22 protein-coding genes are annotated in these 20,772 nt (G+C 63.9%); 15 read left to right on the top strand and 7 right to left on the bottom strand.

Translation table 11 applies throughout. From position 1 onward, the window contains the following. A complete protein-coding gene (locus tag DXY03_RS08990; protein WP_115010106.1) occupies window positions 1–2,952 on the bottom strand; it encodes a phycobilisome rod-core linker polypeptide in 2,952 nt (983 codons plus the stop codon). Window positions 2,953–3,098: 146 nt separating this feature from the next. Here DXY03_RS08990 and DXY03_RS08985 point away from each other — a divergent pair, with 146 nt between their 5' ends. The 14 genes from DXY03_RS08985 (at window position 3,099) to DXY03_RS08920 (ending at window position 12,750) form a co-directional block, all read left to right on the top strand. Beyond that, window positions 3,099–4,268, top strand: coding sequence for a class I SAM-dependent methyltransferase (locus tag DXY03_RS08985; protein ID WP_115010144.1), 1,170 nt, complete (start codon window positions 3,099–3,101; stop codon window positions 4,266–4,268). 46 nt (window positions 4,269–4,314) lie between these two features. Beyond that, complete coding sequence (locus tag DXY03_RS08980; RefSeq protein WP_115010105.1) at window positions 4,315–4,653, top strand: hypothetical protein; 339 nt, start codon at window positions 4,315–4,317, stop codon at window positions 4,651–4,653. A gap of 24 nt (window positions 4,654–4,677) precedes the next feature. Next, window positions 4,678–5,403 carry a F0F1 ATP synthase subunit A gene (gene atpB, locus DXY03_RS08975; RefSeq protein WP_006852023.1) on the top strand — a complete coding sequence of 242 codons (726 nt, stop codon included), beginning with the start codon at window positions 4,678–4,680 and terminating at the stop codon, window positions 5,401–5,403. A 170-nt stretch (window positions 5,404–5,573) separates the two neighbouring features. Beyond that, window positions 5,574–5,822 carry an ATP synthase F0 subunit C gene (gene atpE, locus DXY03_RS08970; RefSeq protein WP_006851467.1) on the top strand — a complete coding sequence of 83 codons (249 nt, stop codon included), beginning with the start codon at window positions 5,574–5,576 and terminating at the stop codon, window positions 5,820–5,822. Window positions 5,823–5,891: 69 nt separating this feature from the next. Then, window positions 5,892–6,356, top strand: coding sequence for a F0F1 ATP synthase subunit B' (locus DXY03_RS08965; RefSeq protein WP_114989507.1), 465 nt, complete (start codon window positions 5,892–5,894; stop codon window positions 6,354–6,356). Next, entirely contained in the window at window positions 6,356–6,838 is a 483-nt protein-coding gene (locus DXY03_RS08960; protein ID WP_115010104.1) for a F0F1 ATP synthase subunit B, read from the top strand. The genes DXY03_RS08965 and DXY03_RS08960 overlap by 1 nt, the downstream gene beginning before the upstream one ends. Further along, on the top strand, window positions 6,838–7,386 hold the full coding sequence (atpH, locus tag DXY03_RS08955) for an ATP synthase F1 subunit delta (protein ID WP_115010103.1): 549 nt from the start codon (window positions 6,838–6,840) through the stop codon (window positions 7,384–7,386). The genes DXY03_RS08960 and atpH overlap by 1 nt, the downstream gene beginning before the upstream one ends. Before the next feature lie 57 nt (window positions 7,387–7,443). After that, window positions 7,444–8,964 carry a F0F1 ATP synthase subunit alpha gene (atpA, locus tag DXY03_RS08950; protein ID WP_115010102.1) on the top strand — a complete coding sequence of 507 codons (1,521 nt, stop codon included), beginning with the start codon at window positions 7,444–7,446 and terminating at the stop codon, window positions 8,962–8,964. Between the two features lie 13 nt (window positions 8,965–8,977). After that, the gene (locus DXY03_RS08945; RefSeq protein WP_115010101.1) at window positions 8,978–9,928 is read left to right on the top strand and encodes a F0F1 ATP synthase subunit gamma; all 951 of its coding nucleotides are present in this window, start codon (window positions 8,978–8,980) and stop codon (window positions 9,926–9,928) included. Between the two features lie 90 nt (window positions 9,929–10,018). Then, window positions 10,019–10,729, top strand: coding sequence for a TIGR02466 family protein (locus tag DXY03_RS08940; protein WP_115010143.1), 711 nt, complete (start codon window positions 10,019–10,021; stop codon window positions 10,727–10,729). 32 nt (window positions 10,730–10,761) lie between these two features. Then, complete coding sequence (locus tag DXY03_RS08935; RefSeq protein ID WP_114989502.1) at window positions 10,762–11,091, top strand: 2Fe-2S iron-sulfur cluster-binding protein; 330 nt, start codon at window positions 10,762–10,764, stop codon at window positions 11,089–11,091. Beyond that, window positions 11,088–11,273, top strand: coding sequence for a hypothetical protein (locus tag DXY03_RS08930; protein WP_115010100.1), 186 nt, complete (start codon window positions 11,088–11,090; stop codon window positions 11,271–11,273). The genes DXY03_RS08935 and DXY03_RS08930 overlap by 4 nt, the downstream gene beginning before the upstream one ends. 11 nt (window positions 11,274–11,284) lie before the next feature. Further along, on the top strand, window positions 11,285–12,322 hold the full coding sequence (locus tag DXY03_RS08925; protein WP_115010099.1) for a DUF3326 domain-containing protein: 1,038 nt from the start codon (window positions 11,285–11,287) through the stop codon (window positions 12,320–12,322). Continuing rightward, window positions 12,322–12,750 carry a YchJ family protein gene (locus DXY03_RS08920; protein ID WP_115010098.1) on the top strand — a complete coding sequence of 143 codons (429 nt, stop codon included), beginning with the start codon at window positions 12,322–12,324 and terminating at the stop codon, window positions 12,748–12,750. Before DXY03_RS08925 ends, DXY03_RS08920 begins: the two co-directional genes overlap by 1 nt. On the opposite strand, the gene ald is transcribed toward DXY03_RS08920, so the two are convergent. The 5 genes from ald to DXY03_RS08895 form a co-directional block, all read right to left on the bottom strand. After that, window positions 12,747–13,886 (bottom strand): alanine dehydrogenase, encoded by a 1,140-nt coding sequence (ald, locus tag DXY03_RS08915; RefSeq protein WP_114989499.1) that lies wholly within the window; start codon window positions 13,884–13,886, stop codon window positions 12,747–12,749. The genes DXY03_RS08920 and ald overlap by 4 nt on opposite strands. A 73-nt stretch (window positions 13,887–13,959) precedes the next feature. Beyond that, window positions 13,960–15,645: an NAD+ synthase gene (locus tag DXY03_RS08910; protein WP_115010097.1), complete on the bottom strand. Its 1,686-nt coding sequence runs from the start codon at window positions 15,643–15,645 to the stop codon at window positions 13,960–13,962. Continuing rightward, window positions 15,645–16,226 (bottom strand): nicotinate-nucleotide adenylyltransferase, encoded by a 582-nt coding sequence (locus tag DXY03_RS08905; RefSeq protein WP_115010096.1) that lies wholly within the window; start codon window positions 16,224–16,226, stop codon window positions 15,645–15,647. Before DXY03_RS08905 ends, DXY03_RS08910 begins: the two co-directional genes overlap by 1 nt. 1 nt (window position 16,227) lies before the next feature. After that, window positions 16,228–17,523 (bottom strand): GTP-binding protein, encoded by a 1,296-nt coding sequence (locus DXY03_RS08900; RefSeq protein WP_115010142.1) that lies wholly within the window; start codon window positions 17,521–17,523, stop codon window positions 16,228–16,230. Then, window positions 17,520–18,518 (bottom strand): CNNM domain-containing protein, encoded by a 999-nt coding sequence (locus tag DXY03_RS08895; protein ID WP_115010095.1) that lies wholly within the window; start codon window positions 18,516–18,518, stop codon window positions 17,520–17,522. The genes DXY03_RS08900 and DXY03_RS08895 overlap by 4 nt, the downstream gene beginning before the upstream one ends. 87 nt (window positions 18,519–18,605) lie before the next feature. Here DXY03_RS08895 and DXY03_RS08890 point away from each other — a divergent pair, with 87 nt between their 5' ends. Further along, window positions 18,606–19,931 carry an aminopeptidase P N-terminal domain-containing protein gene (locus DXY03_RS08890; protein ID WP_115010094.1) on the top strand — a complete coding sequence of 442 codons (1,326 nt, stop codon included), beginning with the start codon at window positions 18,606–18,608 and terminating at the stop codon, window positions 19,929–19,931. A 41-nt stretch (window positions 19,932–19,972) separates the two neighbouring features. Here DXY03_RS08890 and DXY03_RS08885 read toward each other — a convergent pair whose 3' ends face one another. After that, a complete protein-coding gene (locus DXY03_RS08885) occupies window positions 19,973–20,695 on the bottom strand; it encodes an HAD-IA family hydrolase (RefSeq protein ID WP_244272373.1) in 723 nt (240 codons plus the stop codon). Window positions 20,696–20,772: the final 77 nt, after the last annotated feature.

The raw sequence follows: 20,772 nt of genomic DNA, 5'->3' as shown, positions 1-20,772 counted from the left end.
TCAGATCGCGTCGCCCGTGGGGGGATTCAGGCCGGCATTGCCGCGGTAGAGCGAGGCCGTGCGCTGGATGGTGGCCTGGCTGACCCCTGAGGCTGTCGACATGCCGTCGATGCGGGGCACGGTTGTGCTGATTCGTTCCGCCAACAGCTCGGTGACAGCTGCACCCTGACCTGCTTGAGCGCGGGTGATCAGGAAGCGACTGGTCTCTGCTGGGGTGGTGGCCCGTCCCAGCAGCGCCAGGCCTGCGGCGGATGCGGCCCGAAGCGGAGCCATGGAGGCGATGCGGTTCTGGAACGCTTCGCTCATGGCCACTTCAGTGATGAAATCAGGCAGGTCGATGTCCTGATTGCGCAGTCGGGACTCGGCGGAGACCAGGCGCTCGCTTTCCGTTGGGACACGGTTCAGCAGTTGCCGATACGTCGCATCAAGCACGGTGCGAAGTTCAGACTCGCTGCAGGGCTGTTTCAGCTCCAGCATGGCCGGGAGCCCTTCCCGCAGCTGGAATCCAGAGGCATCGGCGTTGGCCAGTGCCTGCCCCATGGTCGAGAGGGCCTGGGTCTTGCCGGTCGCTACGGAGCGGCTCTTGACCGTCCATGAGGGGCCTTCAAGCTTGCTGGGCTCGGATCCGCTGGCCCGACGCATCGGGAAGCCGGTTTGTTTCGAGGCCAGGCTTTGCTGGCGCACCACCGACAGCCAACGGGAGTCGGCGCCGCTGGCGCCACTGGTGGGCGTCCAGGTTGCTTGGGACGCCGACTTGGTGTCGACCAGGTTGCGGGGTGTGATGGTGCCACTGCTGCGGAAGCCTTCCGATGGCCGTGCCTCCGGGCGGCTGCTCTGGGTGAGATCGGCCACGGCGGCGAGATTGAGCGGGCGGGCCCAGCCGGGGGCACGACGGGCGTTCACATCGCCTGGGGTGATGAATCGCTCAAAGGGGACCGTGTCGGATCCAAAAGCTTCGCTGTATTCACGGCTGTCGATCAGGGCGTCCACCACCCCGTAGAAGCCGTGGCGGGCAGCGGTGTCAAACAGGGCATCGATTTCCCAGCGGCCGAAGGTGGGTCGTCCCAGCAGACGGCGGTGCATCACTTCGATCGCCTTCACGATGTAAAGGCCACTCCAGTAGCGGCGACGGAAGGCATCGGAGCGGGCGACCGCGCGAACGAAGTCCTTCAGAGAGATGTCACCATTCTCGAGTCGGGCTTCGGCTGAACCCATGCGTTCTCCCGCATAGCCACCGTTGCCCAGCACCTGTACGTATACCGCCTTGATCACGGCTTGGGTGCTGGCTTCAGTGGTGCGAACGCTGGGATTTCCGCCGCCACGGGGATTGACGGTTCCCCCGGTTGCGATCTGCTGAAGGCGGACCACCCGTGGCCCCACCTTGCGGGGGCGGCTGCCGCGGAAGCTGGCGCTGTCCAGCTGTCCGGGACTGTTGAGACCGTTGCTCACCAGCAGGCGGCGGCTGTCGTAGCCGTATGGCGCCGGCCGTGTGGCCACCGAAGCGGTTCCGCTGGGGAAGATGGCGCCGTACTGGTTGGCCACCGGATCATTGCCGCCGCCGTAGACGTGCTGATCGGCAAAGGGTTGGCGGTAGGAGGCGTAGAGGGTGACGTATTGCGGCGCGCCATCGAATGGGGCGCTGAATTTGAACAACTTGCGATTGGAGCCCCAACCGGCGCTCTCCTGAGCTTCGGTGCCGAGATCCCGCAGGTAGGGAACGGTTTCTTCCCCAAAGGCCTGGGCGTATTCCGAGGAATTCACCAGCACATCCACCAGACCGTTCAGGCCCTGGTCGCTGAGGATCGCGAACGACTTGCGGAATTCCTCGAGGGAGCTGATGCCCCGGCCGAGGAAGTGGCGGTACGCCAGTTCCACCACGCGGCTGTTGACGAAACCGTCGTGGAACTGCTGGCGATATTCCTTGCTGCGGCCGAGGGCGCGAACGAATTCACGCATTGAGATCTGTCCCTGGGCGACGGCACTGGCTTTGTCCGCACAGGGGGTCTGGGAGTAGCCCTTGGCGATGTCGCGCTCAAACACCTGGCGGTAGGCGGCGCGGATGATTTCTGCTTTTTCTGCTCCGGACAGACCGGGACGCATTTCAAACAGCTGGCGTCCCTCTGAGGCCAGGGCATAGATCGCCGGCAGCTGCAGGCCCTGCTGCACTGCACTCCCCTGGCGCTGCTTCGTGCTGGGGGTGGGGATGGCCAGCTCCTGCAAGAGCACGTTGAAGCAGTCGATGGTCATCTGACGGGCTTCAGGACGATCTCGCAGCAGTTCCGCTGAAGCAGCCCGCATCTCCTGAAGAGCCACGTTGGTGGCCGCCAGAGAGCAGTTCTCCAGAAGGATGTCCCTCAGGCCGCGGGTGTTCACCGCGAGGATGCTGGGGTCACCTGCCACCAGGGCATAGCCCACATAGCGCAGGAACCAACCCATGTCGCGCACCGACTTGCGCATAAAGGCCGGGCCGTACTTGGCCACGCTGATGGCGTTGAAACCGGTGGGGAGCACAACCCGCACGTCGGCATCGCCGCCGGCTCCTTCCAGCAGGCGGGTGAGGAAGTTGCCCCGCTTGGTGCTGTTGCTGTCGCCGGTGAAGGTGCGCACCGACTGTTCAAACGCTGCTTGGTCAGCAGCCAGCGGAGTGCCTTCCTGACCTGTTGAACGTGCGCTTTCGCCCGTTGTTAGAGGCGCTTCAAGGAAGGAGAGGGGCGTTCCTCCCACAAAAATTCTGTTGGCGGCGCGGGCCACGATGGCCTCGGCGTTGGCCGCAATGATGCGGGACGCTTCGATCCGGTCCTGACCGGTTCGGAAGAAGGTCACAAGACTGTCGAGTTCCCCGTTGTCAGGGAAACGGTCCTGCTGCTCTGCCTGACGGACGCTGGAGAGCGGCAGCGTGTCGAACAGTTGGGGAGACACGCGCGGGCTGCCGCTGCTGGCGGTCACTGTCATCGACGAAAGCAAGCCGGATCGCGCCACGTTACGGCTGCTGGGATGGCCCTCCGTGGCCCCATGAACAAATGTTTGCAGGCCTTGCGGTGCTGCAGGGGATCCACGGGTCTGACGTGAAAAGCTCGCAGGCGCGAAATCAGCGCTGCATGACCCACCCCAAGCCCAGTGATGCTGCGACTCCCGTGGTGAGTGCGTTTTATGACCGCTTCCCCTTCCCGGGGGATCCACTGCAGGACGGCCCGCCACCTGGATACAACTGGCGTTGGTGTCATCGCAGCGTTCTGGCCGCTGTGCACGGCTCGATCCCTGCAGGGATGGAGGCGCCGCGGATCCTCGATGCCGGTTGCGGAACCGGGGTGAGCACCGATTACCTCTGCCATCTCAATCCGGGTGCTGACGTGCTCGGGGTGGACATCAGTGATGGGGCTCTGGCGGTGGCGCGGGAACGCTGCCAGCGCTCCGGGGCGCCTGAGCAAGTGACCTCCCTGCGTCAGGAGCGGCGCAGTCTTCTTGATCTGGCCGACGAAGGGGCCTTCGACTACATCAACTCGGTGGGGGTGTTGCATCACCTGGATCAGCCGGAAGCGGGGCTGCGCTCCCTGGCGGATCGCCTGGCTCCGTCGGGTCTGCTGCATCTCTTTCTTTATGCCGATGCCGGTCGCTGGGAGATCCACCGCACCCAGAAAGCGCTGAGTCTTCTGAATGCCGGCACAGGCTCGGAGGGCCTGCATCTGGGGCGGGAGCTGTTCGAGACCCTGCCTGAGGGCAACCGCCTTGCCCGTCATCACCGGGAACGCTGGGCCGTGGATTGCGCACCTGACGCAAATTTCGCGGACATGTACCTGCACCCGCAGGAAACCAGTTACAACCTCGAGCGTCTTTTCGCGTTCATCGAAACGGCGGGTCTGCATTTCGCCGGCTTCTCCAATCCGGAGGTTTGGGATCCATCCCGCCTTCTGCAGGGAGAACTGCTGGAGCGAGCCCAGGCCTTGCCACCGCGTCAGCAGTGGGAGCTTGTGGAGCAGCTGGATCCCGACATCAGCCACTTCGAGTTCTTTCTCTCTGCGGCACCCGTGGAGCGAGCCCGCTGGAGTGATGAGGCCCTGGGCCTTGCCAGGGGTTTGGTTCAGCCCTGCCTCTGGGGGGAACCCGATCCGATTCTTGGTCGCAACATGGAGCCCATTCAGCTCACGGATGCCGACCGCTCCCTGCTGCGGACTGTCGCTGAGCAGCCGGAACAGAGGCTGGGGGCCCTTGCGTCTCCGGATCAGATCCGCGATCTTGTGGATCGCCAGCTGCTTCTGTTGCAGGAATAACTGCAGCGAACGCGTGATAGATTCCGCGCGCCATTTCAGGCAGCGCTTGGAAGATTTTTACCGTCTTCAACGTCGCCTGCTGTTGGCCACCGTTCTGGTGTCACTCGTCACGGTTCCGATCGTGGCTCTCACCATGAATCTCTCGGTGGCCGTCAGTGTTCTTGTGGGCTCCTGCGCCGGACTTTTGTACGTGCGCTTGTTGGCTCGCAGTGTGGCCCGGCTCAGTGACCAGTCCCGTGGACTGGGGCGTTTTCAGCTCATCGTTCCAACCCTGCTTGTGGTTGGTTCGGCCAAGCTGCCTCAGCTCGATCTGCTGCCGGCGTTCCTGGGATTCCTTCTCTACAAGCCCGCCCTGATTCTTCAGCACGTCTTCGACGACCGCTGAGTCTGAGCACTTTCCTCTGCACCCATGGCTTTGTTGCCCTTACCACTCCCGTTCGCTGAACTGGAAGTGGGTCACCACCTGTACTGGCAGATCGGCGATCTGTATCTGCACGGTCAGGTGTTCCTGAGCTCCTGGATCCTGATCGGCATCCTCCTGGCTGTGGTGCTTGTCGGCACCCGCGGGATGAAGCGTGACCCGATCGGTCTGCAGAACCTGCTCGAATTCCTCTGGAATTTCATCCGCGACATCGCCCGCGACAACATCGGCGAGAAGTACTACCGCGACTGGCTGCCGTTCATCGGCACCCTGTTCCTGTTCATCTTCGTGAGCAATTGGGGTGGAGCCCTGATCCCCTGGAAGATCTTCGAACTCCCTGAGGGTGAGCTCGGCGCTCCCACCGCCGACATCAATACCACCGTGGCGATGGCTCTGCTGGTGTCACTGGCGTACTTCTATGCCGGCCTGAGCCGAAAGGGTCTGCGCTTCTTCGAGCTGTACGTGGAGCCGACCCCGATCATGCTCCCGTTCAAGATCATCGAGGAATTCACCAAGCCTCTCTCCCTCTCCTTCCGTCTGTTCGGAAACATCCTTGCCGACGAATTGGCTGTGGGCGTGCTGGTGTACCTGGTTCCGCTGATCGTGCCCCTGCCTGTGATGCTTCTGGGTCTGTTCACCAGTGCCATTCAGGCTCTGATCTTCGCGACCCTGGCGTCCTTCTACATCGGTGAAGGCCTCCACGAGGCCCACTAAAAGCCGACCTCCTCTATCGCCTGAGAACGGCGATCTGCTAAACACATCCGCGCGCAGGTCCGGCATTGCACCCGGGCCCGTTCCTTCGGGAATGTCCCTGCGCGGGGGGAACCGATCCCCAAGTCCATTCCGTACAGCGCTTCCCAGCGCTTCCCCTTACACCACCCAACATGGATTCCATCACCTCCGCCGCTTCCGTTGTGGCTGCTGGCCTGGCAGTCGGCCTCGCCGCCATCGGCCCTGGTATCGGTCAGGGCACCGCGTCCGGCGGCGCTGTTGAGGGCATCGCCCGTCAGCCCGAAGCCGAAGGCAAGATCCGCGGCACCCTGCTGCTGTCCCTGGCATTCATGGAATCGCTGACCATCTACGGCCTGGTGGTGGCTCTGGTGCTTCTGTTCGCCAACCCCTTCGCCGGCTGATCAGTGCAGGGGGATCGCTGATCCCCCTCCTGAACTTCTTGTTTCGATTCCTTCCCAGCGCACCTTTCCATGACCTGGCTTCTGCTCGCTGAAGCAGGTGTTCCGGAGGGAGGTCTTTTTGACCTCGATGCCACCCTTCCGCTGATGGCGGTTCAGGTGGTTCTCCTCACCTTCCTGCTCAATGTCCTCTTCTTCCGTCCGGTCGGCAAGGTCGTGGAAGATCGCGAGGGCTACATCTCCACCAGTCGTGCTGATGCCAAGCAGAAGCTCGCCCAGGTTGAACGCCTGGAGGCTGATCTGGCTGAACAGCTAAAAGGTGCCCGCCAGGCCGCTCAGGCCGTGATTATCGAGGCGGAACAAGAAGTTGACCGGCTTTACCGCGAAGCACTGGCCCAGGCGGAAGCTGAAGCCAACCGCACCAAAGAGGAAAGCCGTCGTGCCATCGAGGCCGAGCGTGAGTCTGCCCGAACCCAACTCAAGGGCCAGGTGGATCAGCTGAGCACCACGATCATCAACCGTTTGCTGGCCGCGTGATGTCTCTCAATTTCAATCCGCTCGAAACCAATCTGGTCAACCTGGTCATTGTGATCAGTCTCCTGGTTTGGTTCCTGCGCGGTTTCCTGGGAGGAATCCTGGAACGCCGCCGCGCCGCCATCCTTCAGGAATTGCAGGACGCAGAGTCCCGCCTGAAGACCGCCACCGAAAACCTGAGCCAGGCTCAGTCCGAGTTGGCTGCTGCCCAGCAGAAAGCCGAGAAGATTCGTGCTGATGGTCAGGCCCGCGCCGCAGGCATTCGTGCCGAAGGCGAGAAGCGCACCATCTCTGCGATGGCTGCCGTCAAGGCCGGTGCCGATGCTGATGCAGAGGCCGATGCTGCCCGGATCAAGGACAGCCTCCGTCGTGAAGCTGCTCTGGCGGCAATCGACAATGTTCTTGCCCAGCTTCCAGGTCGTCTCGACGCCAGTGCTCAGGCCAAGTTGATCGATTCCACCATCAAAAATCTGGAGAACGCCTGATGCCTCTCCTCAACTCTCTGGCCACCCCCTACGCCGAAGCATTGCTTCAGGTCACTGAAGCCCGAGGTGAGTCTGAAACCGTTGCTGATCAATGCAAGCAACTGCTTGCGATCTGGAACGACTCCGAAGACTTCCGCGACGCCATGGTGTCTCCGGTTCTTGAGCCGGATGCCAAAAAGCAGGCCCTCAAGGCCCTCGTGGGTGAGCAGGTCACCCCGTCCGTTCTCAACCTTCTCAAGGTCTTGGCGGATCGGCAGCGACTCCTTGCCTTCGATGCGGTGATGCTTCGCTACCTCGAGCTCTATCGCGAGCAGCAGGGCATCACCCTGGCTCAGGTCCGCTCAGCCCAGGCTCTCAGCGAAGAGCAGCAAGCGGCCCTCTCCAAGAAGGTGCAGGCCATGGCCGGCACCAACAAGGTCGACATCGACCTCAGTGTGGATCCGTCCCTAATCGGCGGTTTCGTCGTGAGTCTCGGATCTCAGGTGATCGACGCCAGCCTGTCTGGCCAGGTTCGTCGCCTCGGTCTGGCACTCGCCAAGGCGAGCTGACCTCACTTCTTCCTCCACCGCTTCTTCCCCCCCCACTCCCAGCTGGGATCACACGCCATGGTTTCCATCCGTCCCGACGAGATCAGCGCCATCCTCAAGCAGCAAATTGAGGACTACGACAAGTCGGTTTCCGTCAGCAATGTCGGCACCGTTCTCACCGTGGGCGACGGCATCGCCCGCGTTTACGGCCTGCAGCAAGCCATGGCCGGTGAGCTCCTCGAATTCGAGGACGGCACCGAAGGCATCGCCCTGAACCTCGAAGACGACAACGTCGGCGCGGTGCTCATGGGTGAGGGATACGGCATCCAGGAAGGCAGCACGGTGAAGGCCACCGGCAAGATTGCTGCTGTGCCCGTCGGTGAAGCCATGCTGGGCAGGGTGGTGAACTCCCTGGGCCGTGCTATCGACGGCAAGGGTGAAATCGCCACCAGCGAGACGCGCCTGATCGAATCCATGGCGCCCGGCATCATTCAGCGCAAGTCGGTGCATGAGCCGATGCAGACCGGCATCACCGCCATCGACGCGATGATCCCCGTCGGCCGTGGCCAGCGCGAGCTGATCATTGGTGACCGCCAGACCGGCAAGACTGCCATCGCGATCGACACGATCCTGAACCAGGCGGATCAGGACATGATCTGCGTCTACGTCGCCGTGGGTCAGAAGGCTGCTTCCGTGGCCAACGTCGTTGAAGTGCTGCGTGAGCGCGGCGCCCTCGACTACACCGTGATCGTGGCGGCCAACGCTTCCGAACCCGCTGCGCTGCAGTACCTGGCTCCTTACACCGGCGCCTCCATTGCCGAGTACTTCATGTACAAGGGCAAGGCCACCCTGGTGATCTACGACGATCTCTCCAAGCAGGCTGCTGCCTACCGCCAGATGTCGCTCCTGCTGCGTCGTCCGCCCGGTCGTGAGGCCTACCCCGGCGACGTCTTCTACTGCCACAGCCGTCTGCTCGAGCGTGCAGCCAAGTTGTCTGACGCTATGGGCAAGGGTTCCATGACCGCCCTGCCGATCATTGAGACCCAGGCCGGTGACGTTTCGGCCTACATCCCCACCAACGTGATTTCGATCACGGATGGTCAGATCTTCCTCAGCTCTGACCTGTTCAACTCCGGTCTGCGTCCTGCGATCAACGTGGGTATCTCCGTGAGCCGGGTGGGCGGTGCTGCCCAGACCAAGGCCATCAAGAAGATTGCCGGCACCCTCAAGCTGGAGCTGGCCCAGTTCGACGAGCTGGCCGCCTTCTCCCAGTTCGCTTCTGACCTGGATGCTTCCACCCAGCAGCAGCTGGAGCGCGGCAAGCGTCTGCGTGAACTGCTCAAGCAGCCTCAGTTCAGTCCCCTGATCCTGGCTGAGCAGGTCGCCATCGTTTACGCCGGTGTGAAGGGCCTGATCGACGACGTCCCCGTCGACAAGGTTGTTGATTTCTCCCGCGAACTGCGTGAGTACCTCAAGTCCAACAAGGCTGAGTTCATCACCGAAATCCAGGAGAAGAAAGTGATGAGCCCTGAGGCTGAGGTGATCCTCAAGGACGCCATCACCGAAGTCGTGTCCACCATGGTCGCCTCCGCGGCCTGAAGGAGCTGCCGACATGGCGAATCTCAAGGAAATCCGAGACCGAATTAAGTCGGTCAAAAACACCCGCAAGATCACCGAGGCCATGCGCCTGGTGGCTGCGGCCAAGGTGCGCCGCGCCCAGGAGCAAGTGCTCCGCAGCCGTCCCTTCGCGGATCGGCTGGCCCGGATCCTGGAAAACCTCCAGTCCCGCATGGGTTTCGAAGATGCGGCATCTCCCCTGATGCAGCAGCGCAATGTGGAGACCATCACCCTGGTGGCGGTCACCGGCGATCGCGGCCTGTGTGGTGGCTACAACGCCAACATCATCAAGCGCACGGAACAGCGTTTTGCTGAGCTGAAGGGAAAGGGCTTCGACGTGAAGCTGCTGCTGATCGGCACCAAAGCCATCGGCTACTTCACCCGTCGGGACTACCCGATCCAGGCCACCTTCTCCGGTCTGGAACAGGTGCCCACCGCCGATGAAGCCAACACGATCTCCACGGATCTGCTGGCTGAGTTCCTGGCCGAAAGCACTGACCGCGTTGAGCTGATCTTCACCAAGTTCATCAACCTGGTGAGCTGCAAGCCCGTGGTTCAGACCCTTCTGCCCTTGGATCCTCAGGACATCGCTGATCCCGAGGATGAGATCTTCCGTCTCACCACCAAGGACGGCCTTCTGACGGTGGAGCCTGGTGCAGGCCCTGCCAACACCGAGCCGAAGGTTCCTTCGGATATCGTGTTTGAGCAGACCCCTGAACAGTTGCTGAATGCACTGCTTCCGCTGTATCTGCAGAACCAGATGCTGCGTTCCCTGCAGGAATCGGCAGCCTCCGAGCTGGCCAGCCGGATGACGGCCATGAACAACGCCAGCGACAACGCCAAGGAATTGGCCAAGAGCCTCACCCTTGACTACAACAAGGCCCGTCAGGCTGCGATTACCCAGGAGATCCTGGAAGTTGCAGGCGGTGCGGCCGCTGTTGGCTAACCATTTCGGTCGATCGATTCATAGACAGCCGGTCCTTCGGGGCCGGCTTTTTTGTGCTGTGTTTACGGTGAAGCGGAGCGGTTTGAGGGCGTGGGCGTGCTTCAGCTTCATCAGCTCTTCCCCACCGTCGTGGCAACGACGCAACTTCCTCTCGAGCCTCTGCAGCAGGCGTCCTGCATGCAGGCTCTGCTGGAGCTTCGCGGCGAGGCCGAGGGCAACCCCAATGAAGGCTGCGCCTGGACGGGGGACCTGCATGGGGTGTGGCAGCTGCATCAACAGCAGCCCTTTCAGGCCTTGGCTCAGTTGGTCGTTCAGCAGGCCTGGAGTTATCTCGATTCGCTTGGGTTTGAGCGAAGCCAAGTGGCCCTGCATCTGCAGCGTTGCTGGCCGGTGATCAGTGATTGGGATCAAGCGGTTGGCCGCCACCATCACCCCAATGCCCATCTCAGTGCTGTTCTGTACCTCACGGGTAACGGCTCGGGAGAAGAAGGCATGTTGCGGCTGCATGCGTCCCATCAACCCAATGAGTTGGTGGCGGGTTTGGCGGTGGGTTACGGCGGCCCGATTGCTGAAGGCCACCCGTTCAATCAGGCCCACTGGGATCTGGCCCCACGCCCCGGTTTGCTGGTGCTGTTTCCGTCGAGCCTGCACCACAGCGTTCTGCCCAACGACGCCCCAGACGAGCTGCGCTGTTCCATCAGTTTTGATTTCGTGCTGACAGCACCCGTGCAGGGTGGTTCGCCGGAATATATGGCGCCCCACCCCCGCCATTGGGACTCGCTGGACGAGCCCATTGCCTGAGAGAATGCGGCGTCTTCCTTGTTGAGCCCGGCATGTCCGACGTGGCCACATACACCGTCCGCGCCGAGTTCGAAGGCGAAACCCACAGCTTCCCCTGCCGCGCTGACCAGACGGTGCTGAATGCTGCTGAGGCCGCTGGCATCACCCTCCCCAGCTCCTGCTGCTCCGGGGTATGCACCACTTGTGCTGCAGTGATCAGCGAGGGCAGTGTTGAGCAGCCCGATGCCATGGGCGTGAAGGGTGAGCTTCAGCAGCAGGGCTACAGCCTGCTGTGCGTGGCTTTCCCGCGGGCTGATCTCACCCTCAAGGCGGGGCAAGAGGATGCGCTCTACGAAGCCCAGTTCGGTCAATACCAGAAGTGAGGCTCACCAGCCTGCAACGCCAGTTTCCTTGGCCTGCTGATGTGCCATTGGTTGAGCTGCGCAGCTGGATCCGTCAGCAGTTGGCTCAGGAGGGTGATCTGCTGCGTTGGGCTCTTACCGCAGTGCACTCCAGTGCCGATGGTGCTCGCACGCTTCAAGTGGAGGCAGTGATCAACGCGTGAGCTCGGCACCGATGCCAACGTTGATGCTGGTGCCCACGGGCATCGGTTGTGACATCGGTGGCTACGCCGGTGACGCCCTGCCGTCAGCCCGCTTGCTGGCTGCAGCGAGCGGCTGCCTGATCACCCATCCCAATGTGATGAACGGGGCTTCGCTGTATTGGAGCGATTCCCGCGTGCTCTATGTGGAGGGTTATGGCCTCGATCGGTTTGCCGTGGGTGACTGGGCCCTGCGGCCGGTGCGAAGGCAACGGATCGGCTTGCTGCTGGATGCCGGCATCGAGCCCGAGCTGGCCCAGCGCCAGATTCAGGTGGCTGAGGGCTGCCGAGCCAGCCTGGGTTTGGAGATCGGTCCGGTGGTTTCCACGGATGCGCCGCTTGAGGTGACGCTTGAGTGTGGTGCCAGTGGCGCCAGCTGGGGGCGATTGGGGCGTCCTGATGCCTTGTTGCGAGCCGGTGAACGCTTGAAGCAGGCCGGTGCGACGGCGATTGCAGTGGTGGCCCGCTTCCCGGAGGATCCGGAGAGTGACGCGTTGGCGGCGTATCGACAGGGCAGTGGCGTGGATGCTCTGGCCGGTGCTGAAGCGGTGATCAGCCACCTGCTGGTGCAGCGCCTGCAGATCCCCTGTGCCCACGCTCCGGCCTTGGACCCCTTGCCCCTGGATCCGAAGCTGGATCCAAGGGCGGCGGGTGAGGAGCTCGGCTACACCTTCCTGGCCTGCGTGCTGGTGGGGCTGAGCCGGGCACCGGATCTGGTGAGCGCCCACCGGCAGCCTGGCGATCTTGATGCGACGCAATTGGGGGCGGTTGTGGTGCCCGCAGGCGCCCTGGGGGGTGAAGCGGTGCTGGCTTGTCTGGAACGGAATGTTCCGCTGATCACAGTGGAGAACCCCGCGGTGCTGTCGGTCACGGCCGATGCCCTTGGCTTGAGCCAGGGCGTTCTTCAGGCCAGCAGTTACAGCGAGGCAGCAGGGTTGGTGCTGGCGCTGCGGGAGGGATTGAGTCCGGCTTCGCTGGGCCGGCCACTACCAGCGCTGCAACGGTTGGATTGATGCCTGGCGGTTTCGGTGGAGCCTTCGATCAGAGCCCTTGCCCCTGTGGGGGTGGTGTTTATCGCAGCTGCTGCGGGCCCCTGCATCGCGGCGATCGGCGTGCCGAAACGGCTGAACAGCTGATGCGCTCCAGATATTCAGCTTTTGCGCGTGGCCAGATCGCCTATCTGCTGGCCACCCATCCCGAGCCGGATGTTCCAGCACAGCAGCGGCGTCGTTCCCTGGAGCGGAGTTGCCGGCAGACCCGTTGGCTCGGCTTGACTGTGCTGGCTGTCAGCGCCGGCGGCCCTCGGGATCTGGAGGGAACGGTGCAGTTTGAAGCCCGTTACCGCGGTGGGGTGCTGAAGGAAACCTCCCTGTTTCAGCGGCGCGACGGCGCGGAGGATGGTCCTTGGCTCTATGTGGGTGCACTCCACTTGGAGGGCTAACGCAGGCAGGCCATCGGATGCCGCGGCGGCACCCCCAGTGCTTTGGCCACGCCGGGGTGGCAGACCGATCCCTGCACCGTGTTCAGGCCGGAGATGAGTTCCGGTCGTTCCGTCACCGCCTCCTCCAGACCTCGTCCGGCGATGCCCAGGATGTACGGGAGGGTCACGCTTACCAGGGCTTCGGTGGAGGTGAACGGAACCGCACCAGGCATGTTGCCCACCGCGTAGTGCTGAACGCCGTGGATGGTCACGGTGGGATCGCGGTGGGTTGTCTCCTGGCTGGTGGCGATGCAGCCGCCTTGGTCGATGGCCACATCCACGATCACCGAACCGGGCCGCATCTGCTTCACCATCTGCTCGTCCACCAGGGTGGGGGCGCGCCCACCGGGGGTAAGCACGGCTCCGATCACCAGATCCGCCGTTGGCACCAACCGTTCCAGAAGCCCGCGGCTGCTCACCACACTCATCAAGCGACCGCGCCGGTCGGCCTCCAGGCTGCGCAACCGCTGGGGTGAGCGGTCGAGCAGCAACACCTCGGCATCCATGGCGGCAGCCGTTCGTGCGGCATTCCATCCCACGGTGCCGGCGCCAAGCACTACCACCCGGGCCGGTTGCACGCCGGTGCAGCCCCCCATCAGCACGCCGCGGCCGCCGTGGGGTTTCTCCAGCAGGTGAGCTCCAACCTGGGCCGCCAAGCGCCCCGCGATTTCGCTCATCGGTGCCAGCAACGGCAGGCTGCCGTTCTCCAGCTGCACGGTTTCGTAGGCGATGGCAGCGGTGCCTGCCTCCAGCAGAGCCTCGCCAACGCTGGGATAGGCGGCCAGGTGCAGGTAGGTGAACAGCACCATGTCCTTCCGCAGATAGACAAATTCCTCCGCCTGCGGTTCCTTCACCTTCACCACCAAATGGGCGCCCCAGGCCTCGTCGCGGCTCACCATTTGGGCACCGGCGGCGGCGAAGGCGTCGTCACCGATTCCCGCTCCAGCCCCGGCTCCGGTTTCGATGCGCACCTCCAAGCCTTGGCTCACCAGTTCCCGCACCGCATCGGGAGTCAGCGCCACGCGCTGCTCATCGAGCTTGATCTCCTTCGGCACACCGATGCTGGCCATCGGGGCCGAGAGAACGGAGGCTGCCATGGCGGCTTCAAGGAGATCTCTTCAATCTGGCTCCGCTGCGAGCAACCCGCCACATCTCAAGGGTGGGATGGCTTTAGGCCGCTGCAATGGGCAACCGCCAGCCGCTGCCGAAGGCCTGGGGGCTCACCTTGAGCAATGGTGCCGCCTGGCGTCGCTTGAACTCGGCCCGTTTCAGCAACCGTTCCACCCGTTGAACAAGGGCGGGATCATGGCCGGCCGCCACCAGGGTTGGTCCAGACTGGCGCTCCTGGATCAGCGCTTTGAGCAGGGCGTCCAGGGCGTCGTAGTCGGGCAGGGAGTCGCTGTCTTTCTGGTTAGGCCTGAGCTCGGCGCTCGGGGGTTTGCGTCGAATCGCCTCCCCCACCAGCTCCCCGTGGGTCGGGAGTCCCAGCGCCTGGCGGCAGCCCCGGGCTGCGTCGCTGTCGAGCCAGTCGCACAGGGCAAACACGCTGGTTTTGTAGAGATCGCCAATCACCGCAAGCCCGCCGTTCATGTCGCCGTAGAGGGTGCAGTACCCCACGGCCAGCTCGGATTTGTTGCCGGTGGTGAGCAGCAGTTGGCCCTGCTGGTTGGCCACGGCCATCAGCAGGGTGCCGCGAATGCGTGATTGCAGATTTTCCGCCGTCACGCCCTGGGGCGTTGCTCCGAGCGGTGCGGTGAGGGCCTGGTCGTAGCCCTCCATCAGGCCGGCGATCGGCACCGTGTTGGTCTGCAGCCCCAACCGTTCGGCCAAGGCCAAGGCGTCGTCGATGGATCCTGAAGAGCTCCAGGGGGAGGGCATCAACAGCGCTGAGACCGCCTCGTTCCCAAGGGCTGCGCTGGCGATCACGGCCACCAGCGCTGAGTCGATGCCGCCGCTCAACCCCAGCAATGCCTTCTTGAACCCGCATTTCCGGGCGTAGTCACGCACCCCAAGCACCAGGGCGCGGAACAGCCGCTCCAGGGGATCCATGGGTTGAATCTGGCCGTGGGACTGCACAGGGGTGGGATGGCCGCTGTCCCAGACCGCCAGGTGCTCCTCACAGACGGGGAGCTCCAGCTGCACGGCGCCATCGGCTTCCACCACAAAACTGGCCCCGTCGAATACCAGCTCGTCGTTGCCCCCCACTTGATTGAGGTAGATCAGTGGGCAATTGAGGCGTTGCGCCGCCGCCGCCGCCAGTTGTTGGCGCAAGGCTGGCTTGGAGGCATCGAAGGGGGAAGCCGCCAGATTGATCACCAGATCCGGCTGTTCGGGGATCAGTTGATCGATGGGATCCGGTCCGTCCAGGCGCTCGCGCTGCAGGCCGTCATCCACCCAGAGGTCTTCGCAGATGGTGAGGCCAAGTCGTTTCCCGTTGGGCAGGCTGAGCAGGCAGGGGCCATCACCGGGGCGGAAGTAGCGCCGCTCATCAAAGACGTCGTAACTGGGCAGCAGTTGTTTCTGGGCAATCGGCCGCCAGCCCAGGCGATTCACCAGCACCACACCGTTGTGCAGCCGTGGACTGCGGGCATCTGTTGCTGGCAGCGCAGCTCCCACCAACAGGGTGACGCTGCTGTTCAGTTGGTTCACCAGCCACTGCAGCACCGTGTTCTGTTGCTGGATGCGGCTGGGCTCGAGCAACTGGTCCCGAGGGGGATACCCCCAGAGGGAGAGTTCAGGGGTGAGCACCAGCTCAACAGCCTGCTCTTCTGCCCTGCGCACGGCCTCCAGAATCCGCTTCGCGTTGCCCTCGAAGTCGCCGACCACGGGGTTGAGTTGCGCCAGGGCAATGCGCATCAGCAGAGGCTCCCCGAAAGGCCGTACAGATTGTGCTGGAGCAACAGCGGCCACACCGCTTCAGGGATCTGAGCTTGATTCGGTCGCTGGCGCAGTTGCGAACTGGCGGTGGCGGGAACCTCCAGATCCAGCAGCTCCACCTGTCCGCCCAGATCGCGTAGGGCCTGCAGCGTCGCCTCCTCGAGGGGCCAACCCTTGCGGGGGGCGATGGCCAGGCGGCACTGCGGCAGCCAGCAATCGCTCTGTTTCCAGCGGGGAATCTGGCCAGCGAGATCGCTGCCAACCACAAACACAAGATTGCGATCAGGCCAATGCTGGGCGGCCCGTTGCAAGGTGATCAAGGTGTAAGGGCTGCTCAGATGCTGGGCCAGCTCGAGACGTTCATCCTGCAGTTGCTGCACCAGCTGGCCGAGCAGCATCGCTCGCAACTCCAGGGGGGCATCGTGCTCTTTCAGGGGGTTTTCGCTGGCCCATGTCGCCACCTGGCCGTAGCGGTTCAACAGCCCCTCCAGCAGCACCTGATGGCCGCGGGTGGGTGGATCGGCGCTGGTGCCCAGCAAGGCGATGGCAGCAGCGGTCATCTCAGGGCAGCAGTGGTTGCAGATCCTGCTCCAGGGCTTTGGGCCAGCGCAACAGCCAGTGGTGCACCACGGGATCTCGTTCGGCCAGGCGGTGCAACAGCGCACCGGGTTGTCCACCCCGCCGGCGCAGCAACTGCTGCGCCACCAGACGCCCCGTTCGGCGGCTGGCATGCACCGCCAGGGCGGCCTGGGCCAGGGCCACCGGGGCTGCAGGGGCCAAGCTGCCGCCGCCGCTCACCGGTACCAGCAGCAGCAGGGCCTGCTTGAGGGCCGCCAGCCCCAGCTGCACCCCGCCCAACAAGGCGTTGTGGCTGGAGAGTCGGGTGAGCAGCAGCCGTGCCGCCGCTGGCGTCATCGGCAGGTTGTAGAGACGGCTGAGCTGCAGCACCAGGGCGGTGTCGCAGGCCATGCCTCCGGCCATGTCCAATGCCATTACAGGGTTGACGGCCACGCCGGTGGCCTTGGCGGCTGCATAACGACCGATCAGGCTCTGGGCCGTGCGGCGGTGCTGTTGCAGCCGCAGTTCTTGGCAGGCCCTCTGGAAGCGGTCGGCCTGGCGCAGCGACTGAATCGCCAACAGCAGGGTGCCTTCGTTCTCCAGCTGCCGGCAGAGCTGCTTCTGCAGATCCTGCACCTGCGGCGTCGTGATCATGCTGCGTACCCGTCCATCGGCCTGGATCTGGGGGCTGCGGGGCGCTGCCGCTGCCGCGGTGATCGGCAGATCCACCGGCAGCCGGGCGCGGATGCTGCGCAGCAGTTCGGCACGGTCCTGCTCTGGCCAGCGGTCGCTCCGGTTCAGCACCAGCTGCAGGGGCTTGCCGCTCTCCAGCAGCGTTTGTAAGGCCTCCAGGTCGGCCCGGGTCAGGTCGCTGTCCACCACCAGCAGCACCAGATCAGCCCCCATGGCCACGCGGGAGGCCAAGCGAGCCCGCCCGGCGGCATGGATTTCATCAATGCCGGGGGTGTCCACCAGTTCCACCCTGGTCAGCCCGGCAATCTCCACGGGCCAGTCCACCGCCTGCTGATGGCGGGTGCTGCCGTGGGCGACATCCGTTGCCAGCAGTGGCCGGCGGATCAAGGCATTGATCAGGCTGGATTTGCCGACCCCCACCCGACCAAACAGAGCAATGCGCAGGCGTCGTTGCTGCAGCCGTTGCAGTTGACGATCCAGCAGCCGCAATTCACCCCCCAGCAGTCCCTGGTCCCGTGGGCTCAGCTGAAGCTGACTGCGCCAGTGCTCCAGCAGCAGCTGGCAGCGCTCAACGGTATGGGGCGGGGTGGGTTGCATCCCGCTCATGCTGCCGGCTTGCGCCACCAGCCGGCCAGCACGGCCAGCACCGATTCGGCCCCGATCACGCCGACAAAGCCACCGAATTCATCCACCACCACGCGCACGCCACCGCTGTCGCGCCGAAAGCCCGTCAGCAGCCGATCGGCCCTGATCATCTCGGGCACGTATTCCACCGGTTCGCAGAGGTCAACGGGTGTGAGCAGGCCGCGGTTCTCCAACAGGGCAGTGAGCACCCGCTCGCGGCTGGCTACGCCAAGCACCTTGTCCACTTGATCGCCCAGCACCACCCACCAGGGGTCGTTGGTGCTCATCAGCTTGGCCCGCTGGGCTTCGATGCTGAGGCTCCCATCCAGGGTGGGTGCCGCCACCCGCGGCGTCATCAGGTCGCGGGCGGTGAGGTCGTTGAGTTGAAACACCTTGCCGATCATCGCGGCTTCATCAGCTTCGATCTCTCCCTTCTGAGAGCCCAGGCGAGCCAGCAGACGGATCTCCTCTTCATTGGTGCTGAGTTCTGCTTCGGCGGTGATGGCCGGCAGCATCCGTTCCAGCAGCAGCACAAGCGGCCGCAGCGCCAGGCCGAGCCAATGCAACAGGGGTGCGCTAGCCAGGGCCACCGGCAGGGCCAGACGGCTTCCGAGGGCTTTGGGCAGGATTTCCCCCAGCAGGATCACCAGGACGGTGAGTCCCACCGAGAACACCGGCAGGGCCACACCGCTGATGTTGCGCTGCTCGAATACCCAGGCGGCATAACCGCCCAGCATCAGGCTGCCGAAAATATTGAAGCCGTTGTTGGCGATCACCAGAGCCGACAGGGTGCGCCCAAGCCGTTGACGCAACTTCGCCAGCCGCCGGGCCCCGGCCACAGGGCGTTCCCGGGCCGCCAGCTCGTGCACCCGGATCGGATTCACAGTCAGCAGCGCGGCTTCCACTCCGGAACAGAGGGCCGAACCCAGCAGCACCACCAAAACCAGCAGCAACAGCACCAGGAGATCGGAGCTCATTGCCGTCTGAAACTCCTTGCATCGTAGAGGCCCTGGCCAGTTCGGCCTTTCCAACTGCCATCCTGTTCCTCTGAACGCTCTGCTGCTGTGAACGGTTTCGACTCCGGCATCCACGCGCGTCGTCGCGCCCTGTTCATGGAGCAACTCGGTGCTGCCGCCGCGGTGATTCCGGCCGCGGCATTGGCGACTCATCACGCCGACTGCGAATGGCCCTTCCGGCAGGACAGCGATTTCTTTTACCTCACCGGTTTTGATGAACCGGATGCGGTGGCTCTGCTGCTGCCGCATCGTCCGGAAGGCGAGCGCTACGTGCTGTTCGTGCAGCCCAAGGATCCGGCGGCTGAGGTGTGGACCGGCTTCCGCTGGGGCACCGAAGGCGCGGTAGAGCGCTATGGCGCGGACCTGGCCCATCCGTTGGATCAGCTGAGCGAAAAACTGCCCGAGTACCTCGCCGGTGCCGAAGCCATCGCCTTCCGGGTGGGCCGAAACACGTCTGTGGAATCGATGGTGCTTTCGGCCTGGGGGCGGCAACTGGATACCTATGCCCGCACGGGGACGGCGGCCCTGGGCCTGGTGGCACCAACGCCGATCCTGCATCGCCTGCGGCTGCGCAAGGAGTCCCATGAGTTGGAGCGTCTACGGGAGGCCTGCCGCATCTCCTCAGAAGCCCACGAGCTGGCCCGATCGATCACCCGCCCGGGCATGAATGAAGCCGAGGTGCAGGCGGCGATGGAGGCCCACTTCCGCAGCAACGGGGCCCGCGGTCCGGCCTACGGATCCATCGTTGCTGGTGGTGATAACGCCTGCGTGCTGCACTACACCGCCAACACGGCCCCGCTGCAGGACGGTGACCTGCTGCTGATCGATGCCGGTTGTTCGCTGGAGGATTACTACAACGGCGACATCACCCGTACCTTCCCGGTGAATGGCCGCTTCACGGTGGAACAGCGGGAGCTCTACAGCCTGGTGCTGGAGGCTCAGGAAGCTGCGGTTGCCGTTGTGGCTCCAGGTGGCACCGCGGAGGCGGTGCACGACACCGCCCTGCGAATTCTGGTGGAGGGCCTGGTGGACCTGGGCCTGCTGATTGGGGATGTGGACGGCATCATCGAGCGAGGCGACTACCGCCACCTGTACATGCACCGCACCGGCCATTGGCTTGGTCTGGATGTGCATGACGTGGGGGCCTACAGGCTCGGTGAGCAACCTGCGCCGCTGGAGCCAGGCATGGTGCTCACCGTTGAGCCCGGTCTTTACGTCAGCGATCGCCTCAGCGTGCCGGAAGGACAGCCAGAGATTGACGATCGCTGGAAAGGCATCGGCATCCGCATCGAAGACGACGTTGCCGTCACCGAGACCGGCCATGAGGTGCTCACTGCCGGCGCCCTCAAGAGCGTTGCTGCGATGGAGCGCTGATCGCCTCGATCTGCGGGGAGTTGCGCGGACCGCAGTTGCCCTTATCCCGCAGCTCCTTCCCAGTGCAAGACCGCTTCAGTGGTCGTCAGCACTTGATCGGCGCCCGCTTCCCGCAGCCGTTGCTCATAGATGTCGCGCGCCGCAGCCTGCTCTGGGGTTTGCAGGTGAGGCGGTGCCACCGCCAGGCTTACGAATGGTTGTTCCGGCCAGCGTTCCCGGGCCTGGATCACGGTGTGCACATCGGCCACGGTGTCGCCGAGATAGGCCACCTGAACTCCCTCGGCACTGGCCCCCAGTGCTTTGGCCAGGCGGATTAAGCCTGTGGGGTCCGGTTTGTCGGGGGCATCCCCCATCGCGATCAGGGGCGGGTCCTGGAGCCCCAGACGCTGCTGAAGCACGAAGCGGGCTGAGGGTGGTTCCGCTCCACTCACAAATCCCCAGCGCAACTTGAGCTTCGACAGCGTGGCGAAAAAGCTGGCATCCACCAGAAGAGGCTCATCACCGATGAAGCCCGTCCATTGGCTGGGGTCTCCATCCGGATCTCCGCCGAAGTAGAAGCCGCTGAACACATCGATCAGCGCGGCGCGATCCGGCAGCTCAGCACCATGACGCCGCAGCAGTTCAAGGCTGGCGTCCCAGTCGTTGTTCCAGGCTCCCTCAGCCTTCAACGCATCGATTACATCAGCGCTGGGCTGCCAACCGCAGTAGTGCTGCACAGTGCATTGAAGGGCCCGTCGATAGCTGCCCGCGACATCGCGGATCACACCATCGATGTCGAACAGCAGGATGGTTGGGGATCCCAGAACGTCTCATGGGGAGCGGCTGGTAGGTTAGTTGTTTG

Origin of the sequence: Synechococcus sp. N5 (assembly GCF_900473925.1) — a bacterium.
Classification (GTDB): domain Bacteria; phylum Cyanobacteriota; class Cyanobacteriia; order PCC-6307; family Cyanobiaceae; genus Parasynechococcus.
This window is presented reverse-complemented; position numbering and strand designations above follow the sequence as displayed.